The organism is Microbulbifer hainanensis, assembly GCF_014904735.1.
Lineage (GTDB): Bacteria > Pseudomonadota > Gammaproteobacteria > Pseudomonadales > Cellvibrionaceae > Microbulbifer > Microbulbifer hainanensis.
Genome location: NZ_JACZCR010000049.1, coordinates 16,236 through 32,488, shown reverse-complemented (window position 1 = coordinate 32,488; position 16,253 = coordinate 16,236). Strand labels below are relative to the sequence as shown.

Genomic DNA, 16,253 nt, shown 5'->3' with positions numbered 1-16,253 from the left:
GCCGGCTGTGCCGGCAACAGAGAGTCGAGATTGCCGCCCGGTTATGAGGTGGCGGTGGCTCCGGTCTCGAGGCGGGCGGCAAAAGCTGCCGCCAGCAAATAGTAAGGGGGGATGAGTGTCCTCATCCCCCCTCGAGTGTTTCGGCTGCTAATGCCGCGGGCGTTTACAGCAGGCCGTAACGCTTCAGCTTTTTACGCAGGGTGCCGCGGTTCAGGCCCAGCAGCTGTGCCGCGCGGGTCTGGTTGTGGCGGGTGTATTTCATCACCACTTCCAGCATAGGCGCTTCGATCTCGGACAGCACCATGTCGTAGACATCGGTGACCATCTGCCCGTCGAGGTGACGGAAGTAGTTTTCCATCGCCTGTTCAACCGCGTCGCGCAGTGATTGTTGCTGCGGCTGCGCGAGTTGCGTCTGCCCCCCAGTGGATACCTCGTCGCTGCCGGTATCCGGAATTAGTGCTTCATTATTCATGCCGCTTGTGCCCCTCTCGTTATTCGGCGTTCAAACCATGTTTGAACGCTGGCATGTTGTGCTTCTGCGCTTTCCAGTTGGAAAAAGGTCTTGCGAAAGGCCTCGCTCCCCGCGAGTGTCTTCAGGTACCAACCCACATGTTTGCGGGCGATACGGACCCCCATCACGTCACCGTAAAAACGGTGCAATTCGCCCAAATGGGCGAGCAATATATCCCTGACTTCTTCCTGTGAGGGTTCGGGCAGCTTTTCCCCCGTGGCGAGGTAGTGGGCTATCTCCCGAAAAATCCATGGCCGTCCCTGTGCTGCACGGCCAATCATGACTGCAGCAGCGCCGGTATAGTCGAGCACCTGGCGGGCCCGCTCTGCACTGGCAATGTCACCATTGGCGAAAACCGGAATTCCCACCCTGGATACGATTTCGGCAATGGTATCGAATTCAGCCTGACCGTGGTAGCCGCAGGCGCGCGTGCGCCCGTGCACTGCCAATGCCGCAATACCAGCCTCTTCGGCCATTCTGGCCACCCGGACCCCGTTGCGTGAATCCGGGCACCAGCCGGTGCGGATCTTCAACGTCACAGGTACTGAGACGGACTGGACCACGGCTTCCAGAATATCCCCGACCAGTTTTTCGTCGCGCAGCAGGGCGGACCCCGCTGCCTTCTTGCAAACTTTCTTTGCAGGGCAACCCATGTTGATATCGATGATCTGCGCACCGCGGCGCACGTTTTCACGCGCCGCTTCGGCCATCATCTCCGGGTCGCCCCCGGCAATCTGCACCGAGATAGGGGCAGATTCGCCGCCGTGATCCAGGCGCAGCCTGGATTTACGGCTGTTCCACAGGCGGGTGTCCGCTGTCACCATTTCAGAGACTACCAGACCGGCTCCCAGGCGCCGGCAAAGCTGGCGAAAAGGGCGGTCGGTCACGCCGGCCATCGGCGCCAAGATTACCGGATTGCCGATAATGTAAGGGCCTATGGCGATCTCGCTGGACAAAGACGGCTCCGCTTTGGCGTGGAAACAAGCCGCCTATGATAGCGGCTGCCCAGGCATTGGAAAAGCGAAAAAGCGGGCAAATTGGTTGTCTGCTGTGCGTTTAGCCTGACGATTGCGCAGTTTTTGCTGATTTAAGCGCCGTATTGGTACGCAATTCTCGCGCAAAGTGTGACTCAGTGCGCAATATGCAGTTCGTAATTTACCGCCTCGCTACCCGGGTCGGCGATCTCAATCGCGATATGCACTGGGTTGCCGCTGGGCATCTGCTTGCGGCCGGCCAGTTCGCCCTGCAGGTATTCCCGCGGCGCAAAACGACGGCTCGCCACCGGATTGTTTTTCAGGTCGCTGAAGTTGAGCAGTAGGCTGGGAAAGGGCTGCGGGTAGGGCGCGGTATTGAGCAGGACGGCGTCTACGACCAGTGCACCGGCAATTTTCGGGTGGCTGCGCACGACCAGGTTGGAGGTGTGGATCGCCTGCAGGTCCGCCAGTGGTGGCAGCTGACAACCCAGGGTCGGGCAGATGCGCGCGTAGATGCTTCGCCAGGGTTGCTGTTTGCTCAGGCTGTCGAAGCGGAAATAGGCGGTCTGGGCGGCGAGTAGCAGCGCGAGCACCAGTGCCAGCATTACCCACAACCAGCCGGGGACGCGTCTGTCCCGTCGGGGTTGCCAGCTCATTTCCAGTGGGGCCGGTTCGATTGCACTGATCAGGTGCTCGCGCGATGCGCTGGCTGAGATATCGGAGTCATTCCGGCGCGTGGCACTGATGGTCTCAATACGCTCCAGTTGCTCTGGAGCCTCGTCCTTGCGCGCTGTGGGAATGTCGTCGTCCCAGCGGGCGGAAAGGGCGGATTCCCGTTTGCGCGGGGGTTCCGGGGATTCGTCGGCCCAGGGGTTCTCGTCCCAGTCAGGTGCGAGGGTGGCGTCGCTATCTTCCTCGTCTTCTTGGAGCGGCGGCGCAGGGACATCGGCGGACATCTCGCGCCACTGGCTGTCGCCGAAGGCTTCGCCGATCATCGGCCGGTCGCTGTCGTCTTCATCTTCGATGACCGCGTCACTGGCGGGCATCGTCGGCGGCACCGGCGCATCCTCGTTCCCCGGCTCACCGTCGAGGTCGATATCGTCGTGAATCAGGAAGTCGTCGTCGTCGAGCAGGGCCTCGAGATCTTTGGAGGCGCCGGGATTGCTTTCGGTAAAGACGATATTTTCGTCCGCACGGAAAACCTGCAGGCAGGAGCCGCAGCGCACGGCGCCGCGGGCGGCCCGCAGCTGCTGTTCGTTGACGTGGAATGAGGTGCTGCAGTGGGGGCAGCAGGTAACCAGTTGCGACATGGAATTCGACAGTTTTTATCCGGTGGTCAAGTCTATCAGTCCGCCGCGCGGGCGCGTAGTCTCTGCGACAGCATCAGCGCGTGCGGGTACCACTCAGGCGCACCCAGTCCTCGCGCTGACCATCCTCATCGAAATCGATCCACTGCCGGTAGGCCGCCTTAACCGCTTCCGCCTGGGAAGCGAGAATGCCGGACAGGCACAGTCGGCCACCGATACGGGTCAGTGCCGTCAGCTGTGGAGCGAGTTCCACCAGCGGGCCGGCGAGGATATTGGCAAGCATGATATCGACCGCTTCCTGGGGCATCTGTTCCGGCAGGTAGACCGGGAAACGGTCGGGATCCAGACCGTTGCGCTGGGCGTTGTCGCGGCTGGCAATCAGCGCCTGGGGATCGATATCCGTCCCCACTGCCCGCTCAGCACCGAGGAGTAGGGCGCCGATACCGAGAATGCCCGAGCCGCAGCCGAAGTCGATTACGCTTTTGCCGGCCAGGTCCTGCTGCGCCAGCCACTGCAGGCACAGGAAGGTGGTGGGGTGGGTGCCGGTGCCGAACGCCAGGCCCGGATCGAGCAACAGGTTGACCGCATCCGGCTCCGGCGGTTCGCACCAGCTGGGGCAGATCCACAGGTTGTCGCCGCACTGGATCGGCTTGTAGTGGCTCATCCACTCCCGCTCCCAGTCCTTGTCCTCGAGCTGTTCCCAGCGCGCGTTCGGCAGGAGTTCGCACAGGAAGGACGCGGCCTTGGCTTCCGCCACGGCGGTGTCGACTTCGGCATCGAACAGTCCGGTGATGCGGGTCTCTTCCCACAGCGGGGTCTCGCCGAGGCCGGGTTCCAGGATTGGCTGATCGGCGTTGTCCTGCAGGGTAACGGACACGGCGCCGGCGAACAGCAGAGCATCTTCGATTTTTTCCGCCAGTTCGCGACTGGTGTCTACGCGGAGTTGAAGCCAGGGCATATCGGTCAGTTTCGCTACTAGTGTGTTCGGTGCGTCTGTTGGCGTGCGCCAATTGTAGAAGCGGCCGCGGGTCGCGAGCGGGCTTAGCCGTCTCCGGAAGCCCGCTCGCGACCCGCGGCCGCAATATGCCGGAATTATCCGGCATGTTCAGCGCTAGAGCCCGAGTTTTTTCTCGAGGTAGTGAATGTTCACTCCGCCTTTGGCAAAGGCCTCGTCGCGCACCAGCTCTTCCTGCAGTGGAATGTTGGTCTTGATGCCATCGACGATCAGTTCCGACAGTGCCACACGCATGCGCGCCAGCGCCGCTTCGCGATCCTCGGCATAGGTGATGACCTTGGCAATCATCGAGTCGTAATTGGCCGGTACCGTGTAGCCGGAGTAGAGGTGCGAGTCGACGCGCACACCCAGGCCTCCGGGAGCGTGGAAGTTGTTGACCTTGCCGGGGCAGGGGAAGAAGGTCTTGGGGTCTTCCGCGTTGATCCGGCACTCGAAGGCGTGGCCGCGAATGACGACGTCTTCCTGTTTGATGGACAGCTTCTGGCCCGCGCAGACACGGATCTGTTCCTTGATCAGGTCGACACCAGTGACCATTTCGGTAACCGGGTGCTCCACCTGGATACGGGTGTTCATCTCGATGAAGTAGAAGCGCTCATCCTCGTACAGGAACTCGAAGGTGCCCGCACCGCGGTAGCCGATATCGATACAGGCCTGTACACAGGATTCATACACCGCCTGGCGCACTTCCTCCGGAATGCCCGGAGCGGGCGCTTCCTCGAGCACCTTCTGGTGGCGGCGCTGCAGGGAGCAGTCGCGATCGCCCAGGTGGATGGCGTTGCCCTGGCCGTCGGACATCACCTGGATTTCCACGTGGCGCGGGTTCTGCAGGAACTTCTCCATGTACACGGTGCTGTCGCCAAAGGCGGCGCCGGCCTCGGACTTGGTGACCGAAATGGCGTTCAGCAATGCCGCTTCGGTGTGCACCACGCGCATGCCGCGACCACCGCCGCCGGCCGCGGCCTTGATGATTACCGGGAAGCCGATCTTCTTGGCAATCTCCAGACAGCGGTCGCCGTCCGCGGGTAGCGGGCCGTCTGAGCCCGGTACCGTGGGCACGCCGGCCTTTTTCATCGCGGCGATGGCGGAGACCTTGTCGCCCATCAGGCGAATGGTGTCGGCGTCGGGGCCGATAAAGGTGAAACCGCTTTTCTGCACCTGTTCGGCAAAATCGGCGTTTTCCGCGAGGAAGCCGTAGCCCGGGTGTACTGCGATGGCATCGGTAATCTCCATCGCGGAGACAATCGCGGGAATATTCAGGTAGCTCTGCGGCGAGGGATTGGGACCGATGCACACGGACTCGTCGGCGAGGCGCACGTGCTTCAGGTCGCGGTCCACCTGGGAGTGTACCGCCACGGTGGCGATGCCCATCTCCTTACAGGCGCGCAGGATGCGCAGGGCGATCTCGCCCCGGTTGGCGATCAGTATCTTGTCAAACATTCCGATTCACCCCGCTCAGACGATGGTCACGAGCGGCTGATCGAACTCTACTGGCTCGCCGTCTTCCACCAGGATCTGGCCGATGGTGCCGGCCTTGTCCGCTTCGATCTGGTTCATCATTTTCATCGCTTCGACGATGCATACCACATCGCCCGCCTTGACCTGCTGGCCGACTTTGACGAAGGGCTCCGCACCGGGGCTGGAAGCCGCGTAGAAGGTGCCGACCATCGGCGACTTGATCGGGTGGCCGGTCAGGGCCGGTACGGCGTCGCCGGATTCGGCGGCGGGTGCGGCCGGCGCCGGAGCCGGGGCTGCCGGTGCGGGGGCCTGGGCCATTGGCGCGGGCATCATCGGCGCTACCGCCTGTGTTGCACCGCTCACGCCGCGGCTGATGCGCACGGACTCTTCACCTTCCTTGATTTCCAGCTCGCCGATATCCGATTCCTCGAGCAGTTCAATCAGTTTCTTAATTTTGCGGATATCCATAGTACTCACTCGCAGTTCTGGTCAGTTATTGATTGGCGCCCGCACCGATCTGGTGAATGGCCGCCTGCAGGGCCAGGGTGTAGCTCTGTGCGCCGAAGCCGCAGATCACACCCCGAGCCAGGTCCGATAAATAAGAGTGGTGGCGAAAAGCTTCCCGCGCGTGGGGGTTGGACAGGTGCAGCTCGATAAACGGGATGGCTACAGCTGCCAGGGCATCGCGCAGGGCCACGCTGGTGTGGGTGAATGCCGCGGGATTGATCACGATAAAATCCACACCTTCGATCGCCGCCACCTGGATACGATCGATCAACTCCGCCTCACTGTTGCTCTGCAGCGTCGCCAGCTCGTGGCCGGCGGCCTCGCACTGCGCACGCGCCGACCGGTCAATTTCGGGCAGCGTGGTGGCACCGTAAATTTCCGGTTCGCGGGTGCCCAGCAGGTTGAGATTGGGGCCGTGTAGCAGCAGAATTTTTGCCATAGCTTACTCTGAAGGAAAAGCGCGAAATGGTCACAAAAACCTGGCGAAAGTTGGCTATCTTGCAGGCAACCGCCGGGTTTGGCTCAAGTTCCCACAAAACCGGGGCGAGTGTGCCGCAAAAGTGACCCCCTGTCCATGCCCCAGCGCACGCTTTATTGACGATAGCCGGAGATAGGACACTTTTCCTGCCTGATTACTGCAAGATAAACGGTGCGATGACGGTTTTGCCCGGTGAGATGGCTATAAAGACGCCCCGGGCGATGGGGACGCGGATCCGGCGCGTTGCGACGTGTTGGTAGTGGGTTGGGCGGCGGCATTGAGAGCTGCCAGCAGGCCATCGCGGGTCAGGACCTGCGGCAGTATCTGCGCTTCGCCACCACCGGCAGGGTACAGCAGGTACAGGGGGACACTGGTGCGGCCGTATTTGGCCAGCAGTGTGCTGATTTCCGGATCCTGGTTGGTCCAGTCTCCTTTCAGGGCGACCACGCCGAGCTGATCGATGGCCTCGCTCACCGCATCGCTGGACAGCACGACTTTTTCATTGGCCAGGCAGGTAATGCACCAGGCCGCAGTCAGGTTGGTCAGGATCGGCCGTCCCTCGCTGCGCGCGCTGTCGAGCCGCGCTGCGGAGTAGGGCTGCCAGTATTCCGATTCCGTTGGCGTCGCCGGCGACAGCGTAGCCAGCCGCGGCAGCAGTGCGAAGGCGAGCGCAATTGCCACCAGTGCCACGCTGCCCTTGCCCCAGTGTCGCTTGCTCCAGGTTTCATGGGGGCGCGGCCATAGCCACAGTGCAAAAGCGATCGCGACGGCCCCGGCCAGCACCAGGGCAACGCCATCGCTGCCAGTCTGGCGGCCGAGCACCCACAGCAGCCACACGGCAGTCAGGTACATGGGGAACGCCAGCAGCTGTTTGAGCCTGTCCATCCACGGACCCGGACGTGGCAGTCGATCAGTGAGTGCGGGGATGTGAGTCAGTAACAGGAAAGGCGCTGCCATCCCGGCTCCCAGTGCAGCAAATACCGCCAGGGCGAGGCCAGCCGGCAAGGTCACCGCATAGCCCAGGGCGGAACCCATCAGCGGTGCGGTGCAGGGACTGGCGACGACGGTCGCCAGTGCGCCGGTGGCCAGGGAGCCGCGCAGCCCCTGCTGTGCGCTGACATTTTGGCCGACCCCCATCAGGCGGCCGCCGAACTCAGTCAGGCCCGACAGGCTGAGCCCCATGGTAAAGAACAGGTATACCAGCGCCGCGACCAGCCATGGCGACTGTAGCTGGAACCCCCAGCCGATCGCCTCGCCGCCGGCGCGCAGGGCCAGCATCAGTGCGGCGATCAGTACGAAACTAGCCACCACACCGGCGCTGTATGCCCAGCCGTGGGCGCGGCGCTGGCCGCCGTGCTGTGCGGCCTGGCTAATTGCCAGTACCTTGATCGACAGCACCGGGAAGACGCAGGGCATCAGGTTCAGCAGCAGACCTCCGATAAAGGCGAGAACCATTGCCAGTGGCAGCGACAGCCCGGCAGTGCGGTTGCCCGGCGCGCTGGATCCGGAAGGGGCGGCGGTAGTCGGTGCGGTCGGGGTGGGTTCGGCCGTGCCCGCGCTCTGGTCGAGGCGGAAGTGGCGGACCTGTGGTGGATAGCAGAGGCCGGCATCGGCGCAGCCCTGGTAGTGCACTTCCAGCTCGATAGGCGTGTCCTCCGCCGGCAGAGACAGAGGGGCCTCCAGCTGCAGGCGGTAGACCTCGGTTTCTTTCTCGTAGTAGTCGTCCCAGGTGGTCTCTCCCTGGGGGAGCGAAACGGATACCGGAGTTTTCTGCCCGCCGTCGACACGGAAGATTGCGAGCTTGTCGCGGTACAGGTAGTAATCCGGTGCAATCTGGAAGATGGCGCTGACGCCCGCCGCAGTGAACAGGAAATCCTGCTGGTAGGCCTGGTCGACCGGCAGGAACTCGTCGTCCTGCGCCGCATCGAGGGACTGGCTGGCGAAGGGATCCTGAGCGGCCTGGGCGGTCCCGCCGATCAACAAAATGAGTGTTGCCAGGGCGGCGAGGAAATTTTTTTGGAAACTGTTGGTCATCACAGCCATGGGAATAAAAATTCTTTATAGTCAGAATGTCTGACTGCCACAGCGCGCAGCGGTTCAGCGGAGTGCCCGAACAAGTTCCGGGCGGCTCTGGCAGCGGATTATCCGCAGTATAGTGGTGCGCGCGGGACAAAAAAACAACAGCAGGGGGATCAGCTTGACGCCGGTTACTCGTCTTTGCTTCTTCGGCGTGTCGCTGTCCGCGGCACTTTGGCTCAGTGGCTGCGTTTCGACGCCCCCGGTTCCTGCGCCGCGCGCGGTGCCGCTGCCGGCGCCGCAGAAACCCGCCGGTCCCACACCGGAGGAAATCCGTCAGCGCAATATCGCCTTCTTTCTCGGCCGCGCCGAGGCCGCGCAGCGCGAGGGCTTCCTGACCCAGCCTGCCGGTGTCAGTGCCTACGACTACTATCTGCGCGTCAAGCAACTGGATCCGGGCAACCAGCGCGCGGCAAGCGGCATACAGATGATCGTCATCGACCTGGTCGGGCGGGCGCGGGACGCACTGCGCCGTCGCTCGTTCGGTGAGGTCAACGCTTACCTGAGTCATGCCGAACAGCTTGCGCCGGGCAATGCGCTGGTAGCCGAGGTGCGCGAGCAGCTGGTGCGCGAACGCCGTCGCGCCAGCGCCGATGTTCCATCCGGCGACAGTGTGCCGCTGCCCGCCGGGCCGCTGGCAGCCAAAGACGCGCAGGTTGTGGCGTTACTGCAGAGCACCGCGCAGAAAATTCGCCGCGAAGGCCTGCGTGTCATTATCGTGGCGCGCAACGATGCCGAGGGGCGCTGGATTTACCAGCAGCTGCGCGAGGCAGTTATGGGTTACCGGGTGCGCGGCGATATACGCCTCGGCAGCCAGCCGCGGTTGATACTGATGCCATCAAACGAAGGGGGCTGACCGTGAAGAAATTGCTTGCGATGCTGGGAATGGCGGCGCTGACCGCGTGGATCAATACCGCGTCGGCCAACGAAGCGGCGTTGACAGTGCAAGGGGTCGCGCGCGAGACACTGCCGGGCGCCGGCATGAGCGCGGCGTACCTGTCGCTGCACAATTCTGCTGCGGCACCGCGTCAGTTGTTGCGAGTGGAGCTGCCCGGGCGTGTGGGGGCGTCGGCAGATCTGCATACCACGGTGACCGACGGCGGCGTCATCCGCATGCGACCGCTGGCGCAATTGACCATCCCGGCGGATGGCAACCTGGCGATGGCACCCGGTGGCATACATCTGATGCTGCACGGCGTCCAGTTGCGCGCCGGCGAAGCGCTGTCCCTGCGTCTGGTTTTCGCCGATGGAGAGGCGCTGGATGTAAGTGTACCCGTGCGCCGCGCTGGTGCCCGCCCCGACAAGGCGGAACATCATCAGCACGGATGATCACAGAGCTTTCGCCAGGTGAGAGCGGCGAAAGAAAATCAAACTCATCGCCGCGGTCGAAATCGGCCGCGGTTCGCGAAAAATATTTGAATACCAACAAAATCATTGGAGGAATCGATGAAAAAACTACTGCTGTTGCTGGGCGTGTGCACGCTGGCGGCCTGCGCCCACAGCCCACTGCAAATTCAGGTGCGTCCGCAGGTAGAGGTAGCTGCGGAAAACATTGGCGCAGGACGTACCATCAGTGTGCGCGGCGTCAACCAATTGCCCGGTGGCGGCTTGGGTTCGCTCGGTGGCGTCTATGCCAACAGCTCCCAGGTGTCGCTCGCGAACGATGTGGAAGGTGCTATGGCGGCTTCCCTGAGCGACGGTTTCGCGAGCTGGAATTTTCGCCCGACCAACGGCAATGCCGATGTTCAGGTGGTAGCGAACCTGACGGGCCTCAAGTACGACAGTCCCAATAAACTGGTAACGAGCACCGTGGACACCGCTGCCGAAGTGCAGCTGGCTGTAACCATTGGCGGTGCTACCTATTACGGCAACTATCGCTCCAAGGGCGAAGACCGCAGCCTGATCAAGCCGTCCCGTGAGGAGGTTGAATCGCGCGTCAATAATCTTCTCAGTGCCACGTTACAGCGCGCATTTGCCGACGAGAAACTGAAAAACTTCTTGCGTACCAATCACTGAATGTGCACTTTAAGGTCCCAGAGAAAGCAGACGAGCAGGGAAAGCTCGGCGCTTTAAGGCTGCATATGGATTTGCGCGATGGAGTTAACAGGTCCACAGTGCGCTCGGCAGGAGAGTGAATGCGGTTTCTAAACTCCGGTCCACTCACTGTGCACAACGCTATTGATGATGCGAGCTTGCAGCTTTGACTGAGTTTGATCCGAAATCTGTCGAGTACCTGGGCCTGCTGGCACAGGTCGAAGAAGAGCTGATGCCGGGCGCGCAACTCAACCTGCGGGCTGCTGAATTGGCGCTGGGGGAAGTCGCCGACGGGGTGATTGTCGCCGATGCGCAGGGGCGGGTCGTCTACAGCAACCCGCTCGTCAGTGAAATGACCGGCGACCTGGTCGGTCTGCTACCGGGCCAGCGGCTGAACGACAATCTCCAGTTCTGTGACGCGAGCGGCGCGCCGCTCGCGCCGGTGTTGCCTGAGGTCGAAGTCGCCGATGCGGCGCTGGAAGTGCCCGGCGCGCGCGAGTTCACAGCCTGCCTGCTGCGTTCCGACAGCGAGGAGCGGCGCGAAGTGAGCGTACAGGTTATGGCGGTGCGCGACGGCGTCAACCTGCAGAATTTCGTTCTGGTATTGCGCGATACCTCCGCGGCGCGCCGTATCTCATCCCGCCTGAGCTGGCAGACCAGTCACGATGCGCTCACCCGTCTCCCCAATCGCCAGTTTTTTGAAAATGAGCTGCAGACGGTGCTGTCGCAATGTGTCGACAAGCGCCAGCACCACGTGTTGCTGTACCTGGATGTCTATCAGTTCAAGGTGATCAACGACACGCTGGGCTACGCCGCCGGTGACCAGCTGCTGATCCAGCTGGTGCAATTACTACAGCGCTGTCTTTCGAGTTCGGATCTGTTCGCGCGAGTGGGCAGTGACGAATTTGCGATACTGCTGCGCGACTGCACCGTTGAAGAAGCCCGCCGCGTGGTGGCGCGGCTGCGTGCGGCGGTGCAGGATTTTGCCTTCCACTGGGACGGCAACGACAGCCGTGTGGCCGTCTCCATCGGTGCGGTAGCAGTGGACCGCCACGCGCCGCCGGCGGGCCAGTTGCTCGCCTCCGCCAACGACGCCTGCTGTGCGGCGCGGGACCAGGGGCGCAACCGGGTAAAACTGTTCAACGATTCCCGCAAGGTACTGGAAAAGCGTCGCCAGACCACCTGGGTGGCGGAGATCCACGCCGCTCTGCGGGAAGACCGCCTGCTGCTCTATCGTCAGCCGGTGGTGGCACTGCAGGACGGTCAGCGTGTGCATCACTACGAAGTCCTGGTGCGTATGCGTGGGCGTGATGGCGATGTGATTTCGCCGGGAATGTTCCTGCCCGCCGCGGAACGCTACGGGCTGATAGAGGAAGTCGATCGCTGGGTGATTCGGAACATCTTCGCCTATATGGCGCTGGAGCAGCGCCAGGGTGTGAGCGGTTGCAGCTATGCGATCAATATCTCCGGCATCAGCCTCGGCGACGAAGCCTTCGCAGACTTCGTGCTGCACGCACTGACCGAGGCGGGGGTTGCACCGTCGCGGGTGCAGTTTGAGATCACCGAAACCAGCGCCATCAATAATCTCGAACGGGCGCTGATCTTTATCCACAAGCTGCGCGCCGCCGGCTGCAGCTTCGCCCTGGATGATTTCGGTCGCGGCGTTTCATCGCTGGCGTACCTGCGCCAGCTGCCAGTGGATTACCTCAAAATTGACGGCAGTTTCGTGCGCAACATGCTCGAGGACGAGATCGACAGCGCCATGGTCAGTACCGTCGATCACCTCGCCAAGCGCATGGGTATCAGCACCATCGCCGAATATGCGGAGACACCGGAGTTGCTGGAAAAGCTGCGCCTGATGGGCGTGGATTTCGCCCAGGGCTTCGGAATCGCCGCGGCCTCCTGCCTGCCGGAAATCGGCGGTCAGCGCCACTTCGAGTCACACCCGTAGCGGCGCCCAGCCCATGACGGTTACTTCCGCCTGATAACTACGGGCTTCAGACCACCGGTGCGAGCAATTCAGAATGCTGCTCGGCGCGCAGGCGCGGGCCATACTGGCTTACCACCTGGGCAGCGGCGCGGCAGGCCAACTCCCCCGCCTCACTGAACGACATCTCCCGATTCAGACCGTAGAGGAAGGCCCCGGCAAACATATCGCCGGCGCCGTTGGTGTCGATGGCGTGCACCTTGGGGGTTTCCACCCGATATTGCTGGCTGCCGTCCCACAGCAGTGCGCCGTCCGCGCCCAGGGTAATGGCGAAACTGCGGCAGTACTGCCGCAGTGCACGCGCGGCGTCGTCGGCATTGTCGGTACCAGTGAAACCCAGTGCTTCATCGCGGTTGCAGAACAGCAGGTCGACACCGCTGCCGATCATTTCCCGCAGGCCGTCGTGGAACAGATGCACCATCGCGGGGTCGGATAGGCTGAGCGCGGTTTTAACGCCAGATTTCTCTGCATTTTCGCGCAGGGCAATGGCGGCGGCCCGGCCGCTGATGGAAGAGACCAGATAGCCCTCGATATAGGCCCAACGCGAGGCGCCGAGCGCCTTCACGTCGAGCTCGTCCACGGACAGCCGCTCGCTGATGCCGAGGAAGGTATTCATGCTGCGCTCGGCATCTGGCGTGACCAGTACCAGGCACTTGCCGGTGGCGCCGTCGTCGGCCTGCTGCAGTGTCGCCGGATAGTCGACGCCGGCGCTGGCCAGGTCCGCGCGGTAGAAATCGCCGTTGTCATCCGCGGCTACTTTGCACGAATAAAAGGTGCGCAGGCCGAAGTAGCTGGCAGCGATCACCGTGTTGGCGCCGGAACCGCCACAGGCCCGCTTGGCGGTGACCAGGTGGTCCCGCAGGTCTTCCACCAGTTGTCGCTGGCGGGCGTCGTCCACCAGGGTCATGACGCCCTTGTCGACGCCGAGTGTCTGCAGGTCGCCGTCGCTGACTTCGATTTCGGTGTCGAGGAGGGCGGCGCCGATGCCGTAGAGATCGTACTGGTGCATAGTTGTCCTTGAATCGTGCCCAATTGCGCGGAGTTACGGGCGCATTATGGCCGGCGTTCGGCCAAGTGCAAGGCGATGGGTTTGACTTGTGCGAAGCAGAGCTTATAAAGGCCCGGCGCGCGGCGTTGTTGATAAACACAGGCGGCCCGCCGGTCAAATGGGCCGCGCGCCAGCGGGCAGCCTATCTATAGTTGATTGAAAACCTCGGTTTAGCATTTATATGGCATCGACAAAGCGCCGGCGCAAGAACGCGCCCAAATCCGGAAGACTGCGCCGCTGGATGGTGCGGCTAGGCCTGCTCGGGCTGGTGGGCTGCCTGGTTCTGGCTGGCTACATGGTCTACCTGGACGTAGAGCTGCGCGAGCGGCTCGACAGCCGTCAGTACCAGTTGCCGGCGCGGGTGTTCGCGCGCCCGCTGGTGCTGAAAGAGGGCATGATCATGCGCCCGGATGAGCTGCAGGCGGAATTTGCCGCGCTCAATTACCGTGAAGTGGAGCGCCTTGCAGAGCCCGGACAGTGGTCCCGTGAGGGGATGGACTATCACGTCTGGCGCCGGGACTTTATCCATGCCGATGGTCGCGAACCGGCGGCTCAGGTCAGTTTTCGCCTGCGCAACGACGAGATCAGAAACTTGCGCGGCGAAAATGGCGAAACGTTGGAAAAATTCCGCCTCGATGCCGCCAATATCGGCACGCTTCTCGGCGGTGGTGACGACCGCAACCCGGTGCGTTTCAAGGATATCCCGCCGCTGCTCGCCAATACCCTGATCGCGGTGGAGGACAAGGAATTCCTGCAGCACCACGGCGTATCCCCGCGGGGGATCGCCCGCGCGATGGTTGCCAATATTCGCGCCGGCCACGTGGTGCAGGGCGGTTCAACCATCACCCAGCAGCTGGTCAAGAATATCTTCTTCGATCACGAGCCGAGCCTGCGGCGTAAATTCAATGAAGCGCTGATGGCCATCCTGATGGAGCTGCACTACGACAAGGCCTATATCCTGCAGGAGTACATGAACGAGGTGTGGCTGGGCCAGCAGGGCAGTCGCGCCATCTACGGGTTCGGTCTCGCCTCCGAGTTCTATTTCCAGAAGCCACTGGACACCCTCGAGCCGCAGGAAGTCGCCCTGCTGGTAGGGCTCGCCAAGGGCGCTTCCTACTACAACCCCTGGCGCAATCCGGAGCGGGCGCTGGAGCGGCGCAACACCGTGCTGGAACTGATGGCCGAGCAGGGGCTGATCACCGAGGAACAGCGCAAAATCTATGCGGCCAAACCGCTGGGTGTCGCCACCGCCGGCGAGTCAGCGCAGAACCCTTACCCGGCCTTCACCGAGCGCCTGCTGGAAGAATTGCGCCCCTACTACTCCTACGAGGAGCTGCGCACTGCGGGCTTGAGGATCTACACCTCCCTGGCGCCGTCGGTGCAGAAGCTGGCCGAAGATGCGGTCAGTGGGGGAGTTACCAGCCTGGAGAAAACGCGCGGCATCCAGAAGGACTCCCTGCAGGCCGCTACCGTGGTGGTGGACAATCACAGCGGCAAAGTACTCGCCATGGTCGGCGATCGCCGCCCCCACTACCCCGGCTTCAATCGGGCCCTCGAAGCGCGGCGCCAGATCGGCTCGCTGATTAAGCCGGCGGTATATCTCACGGCACTGGAACGCCCCTTCGACTACAACCTGGCGACTCTGATTGACGATGCCCCCATCCGCATCGAGGGGGAGAACGGCGAGGTCTGGATGCCGGAAAACTTTGAAAAGGAGGCCCACGGACTGGTACCGCTGTACAAGGCGCTGGAAAAGTCCTACAACCTGGCCACCGCACGCCTGGGTCTCGACCTGGGGCTTGAGAATGTACGCCAGACCATGCGCCGGCTCGGGGTGCAGGCCAACCTGCCGCGGGTACCCTCACTGCTGCTCGGCACGGCGGAACTGACGCCGTTTGAAGTGGCGGGCATGTACCAGACCATGGCCAACGGCGGTGAAGACGTGGAACTGCACACACTGCTGGCGGTATCCGACGCCCACGGCGAGCATGTGCAGCAGTTCCGCCGCCGCGCCGAACGCCACGTGGATCCGGTGCCCGCCTACCTGATTCGCTACGCCCTGGAGCAGGTCATGCGCGAGGGTACTGGCCGCAGCGCATACCGGCGCCTGCCGGGCAGCGTGTCCTTTGCCGGCAAGACCGGTACCACCAACAATTACCGGGACAGCTGGTTTGCGGGTTTCTCGCCGAACCTGACCGCTGTGGTCTGGGTGGGCCGCGACGACAACAAGCGCACCAACCTCACCGGCGCCACCGGTTCGCTGAAGATCTGGACCGAGATCATGCGCCAGCTGCCGCACGAACACGGACGCGTCGAGCCGCCGCGCGGTGTCGAATTCAAACCGGTGAACAGCCGCGGCCAGTACATGAATCCGGAGTATTGCCAGGGCGGGCGTGAGCTGCCGTTCTCCTACGAGAGCAAGCTCGAAACCGCGCCGGAATGTGCCGGGCGCGATCGCTGGCGCTGGTTCCGCGACCTCTTTGACAAGGATAAAGGCGGGGACGAGGCCGCGCCGCGCGAGGACATGACCCCGGGCTGGGGCGTCGATCCACGCGAAGAGGAGCGCCGCCGTGAACGCGAGCGCCAGTTGCAGCAGCAGCTGCAACAGGACGACGAAATGCAGCAGAATCCGGATACGGAGCAGGTGCCGCCTTCGGAGGATGAGCGCCGCGCCCGCGAAGCGCAGCGCGAGCTGCAGGAGCAGTTGCGGCGCGAAGAAGAGCAGCGCCAGCGCCGCGGCGACCAGGGCGGTGTGCCGGTGGAAGAGGCAGAGCCGTGGCCGCCGGATGAAGAGGATCAGTGGCCCTGATGGACCAGGCGCCGCCGCGTGCTCGCACGCGGTTTGGCGCCGCTGCTATCTG

General features: G+C 62.9%; 14 protein-coding genes. 5 read left to right on the top strand and 9 right to left on the bottom strand.

The window, feature by feature from the left end; translation table 11 throughout:
* Positions 1–163 precede the first annotated feature (163 nt).
* The 8 genes from fis to IG168_RS18415 form a co-directional block, all read right to left on the bottom strand.
* Positions 164–472 (bottom strand): DNA-binding transcriptional regulator Fis, encoded by a 309-nt coding sequence (gene fis / locus IG168_RS18450; protein ID WP_091390412.1) that lies wholly within the window; start codon positions 470–472, stop codon positions 164–166.
* Positions 469–1,467 (bottom strand): tRNA dihydrouridine synthase DusB, encoded by a 999-nt coding sequence (dusB, locus tag IG168_RS18445; protein WP_193166082.1) that lies wholly within the window; start codon positions 1,465–1,467, stop codon positions 469–471. The genes fis and dusB overlap by 4 nt, the downstream gene beginning before the upstream one ends.
* A 173-nt stretch (positions 1,468–1,640) precedes the next feature.
* Entirely contained in the window at positions 1,641–2,795 is a 1,155-nt protein-coding gene (locus IG168_RS18440; RefSeq protein ID WP_193166081.1) for a DUF3426 domain-containing protein, read from the bottom strand.
* A 73-nt stretch (positions 2,796–2,868) separates the two neighbouring features.
* On the bottom strand, positions 2,869–3,750 hold the full coding sequence (prmA, locus tag IG168_RS18435) for a 50S ribosomal protein L11 methyltransferase (RefSeq protein ID WP_193166080.1): 882 nt from the start codon (positions 3,748–3,750) through the stop codon (positions 2,869–2,871).
* Between the two features lie 153 nt (positions 3,751–3,903).
* Entirely contained in the window at positions 3,904–5,244 is a 1,341-nt protein-coding gene (accC, locus tag IG168_RS18430; protein ID WP_193166079.1) for an acetyl-CoA carboxylase biotin carboxylase subunit, read from the bottom strand.
* A gap of 15 nt (positions 5,245–5,259) precedes the next feature.
* Positions 5,260–5,730: an acetyl-CoA carboxylase biotin carboxyl carrier protein gene (gene accB / locus IG168_RS18425; protein ID WP_193166078.1), complete on the bottom strand. Its 471-nt coding sequence runs from the start codon at positions 5,728–5,730 to the stop codon at positions 5,260–5,262.
* Positions 5,731–5,755: 25 nt separating this feature from the next.
* Positions 5,756–6,208 carry a type II 3-dehydroquinate dehydratase gene (aroQ, locus tag IG168_RS18420; protein WP_193166077.1) on the bottom strand — a complete coding sequence of 151 codons (453 nt, stop codon included), beginning with the start codon at positions 6,206–6,208 and terminating at the stop codon, positions 5,756–5,758.
* Between the two features lie 240 nt (positions 6,209–6,448).
* Complete coding sequence (locus tag IG168_RS18415) at positions 6,449–8,290, bottom strand: protein-disulfide reductase DsbD family protein (protein ID WP_193166076.1); 1,842 nt, start codon at positions 8,288–8,290, stop codon at positions 6,449–6,451.
* Positions 8,291–8,444: 154 nt separating this feature from the next.
* Here IG168_RS18415 and IG168_RS18410 point away from each other — a divergent pair, with 154 nt between their 5' ends.
* The 4 genes from IG168_RS18410 (at position 8,445) to IG168_RS18395 (ending at position 12,308) form a co-directional block, all read left to right on the top strand.
* Complete coding sequence (locus IG168_RS18410; RefSeq protein WP_193166075.1) at positions 8,445–9,179, top strand: N-acetylglucosaminyltransferase; 735 nt, start codon at positions 8,445–8,447, stop codon at positions 9,177–9,179.
* Between the two features lie 2 nt (positions 9,180–9,181).
* Entirely contained in the window at positions 9,182–9,652 is a 471-nt protein-coding gene (locus tag IG168_RS18405) for a copper chaperone PCu(A)C (protein ID WP_193166074.1), read from the top strand.
* Between the two features lie 117 nt (positions 9,653–9,769).
* Positions 9,770–10,339, top strand: coding sequence for a YajG family lipoprotein (locus tag IG168_RS18400; protein ID WP_193166073.1), 570 nt, complete (start codon positions 9,770–9,772; stop codon positions 10,337–10,339).
* 184 nt (positions 10,340–10,523) lie between these two features.
* The gene (locus IG168_RS18395; protein WP_226877138.1) at positions 10,524–12,308 is read left to right on the top strand and encodes an EAL domain-containing protein; all 1,785 of its coding nucleotides are present in this window, start codon (positions 10,524–10,526) and stop codon (positions 12,306–12,308) included.
* A gap of 46 nt (positions 12,309–12,354) precedes the next feature.
* Here the strand turns inward: IG168_RS18395 and IG168_RS18390 are convergent, their stop codons facing one another.
* Positions 12,355–13,353 carry an adenosine kinase gene (locus IG168_RS18390; RefSeq protein WP_193166072.1) on the bottom strand — a complete coding sequence of 333 codons (999 nt, stop codon included), beginning with the start codon at positions 13,351–13,353 and terminating at the stop codon, positions 12,355–12,357.
* Positions 13,354–13,573: 220 nt separating this feature from the next.
* Between IG168_RS18390 and mrcB the strand changes: the two genes are divergently transcribed.
* Entirely contained in the window at positions 13,574–16,201 is a 2,628-nt protein-coding gene (gene mrcB / locus IG168_RS18385) for a penicillin-binding protein 1B (protein WP_193166071.1), read from the top strand.
* The last annotated feature ends 52 nt before the right edge of the window (positions 16,202–16,253 follow it).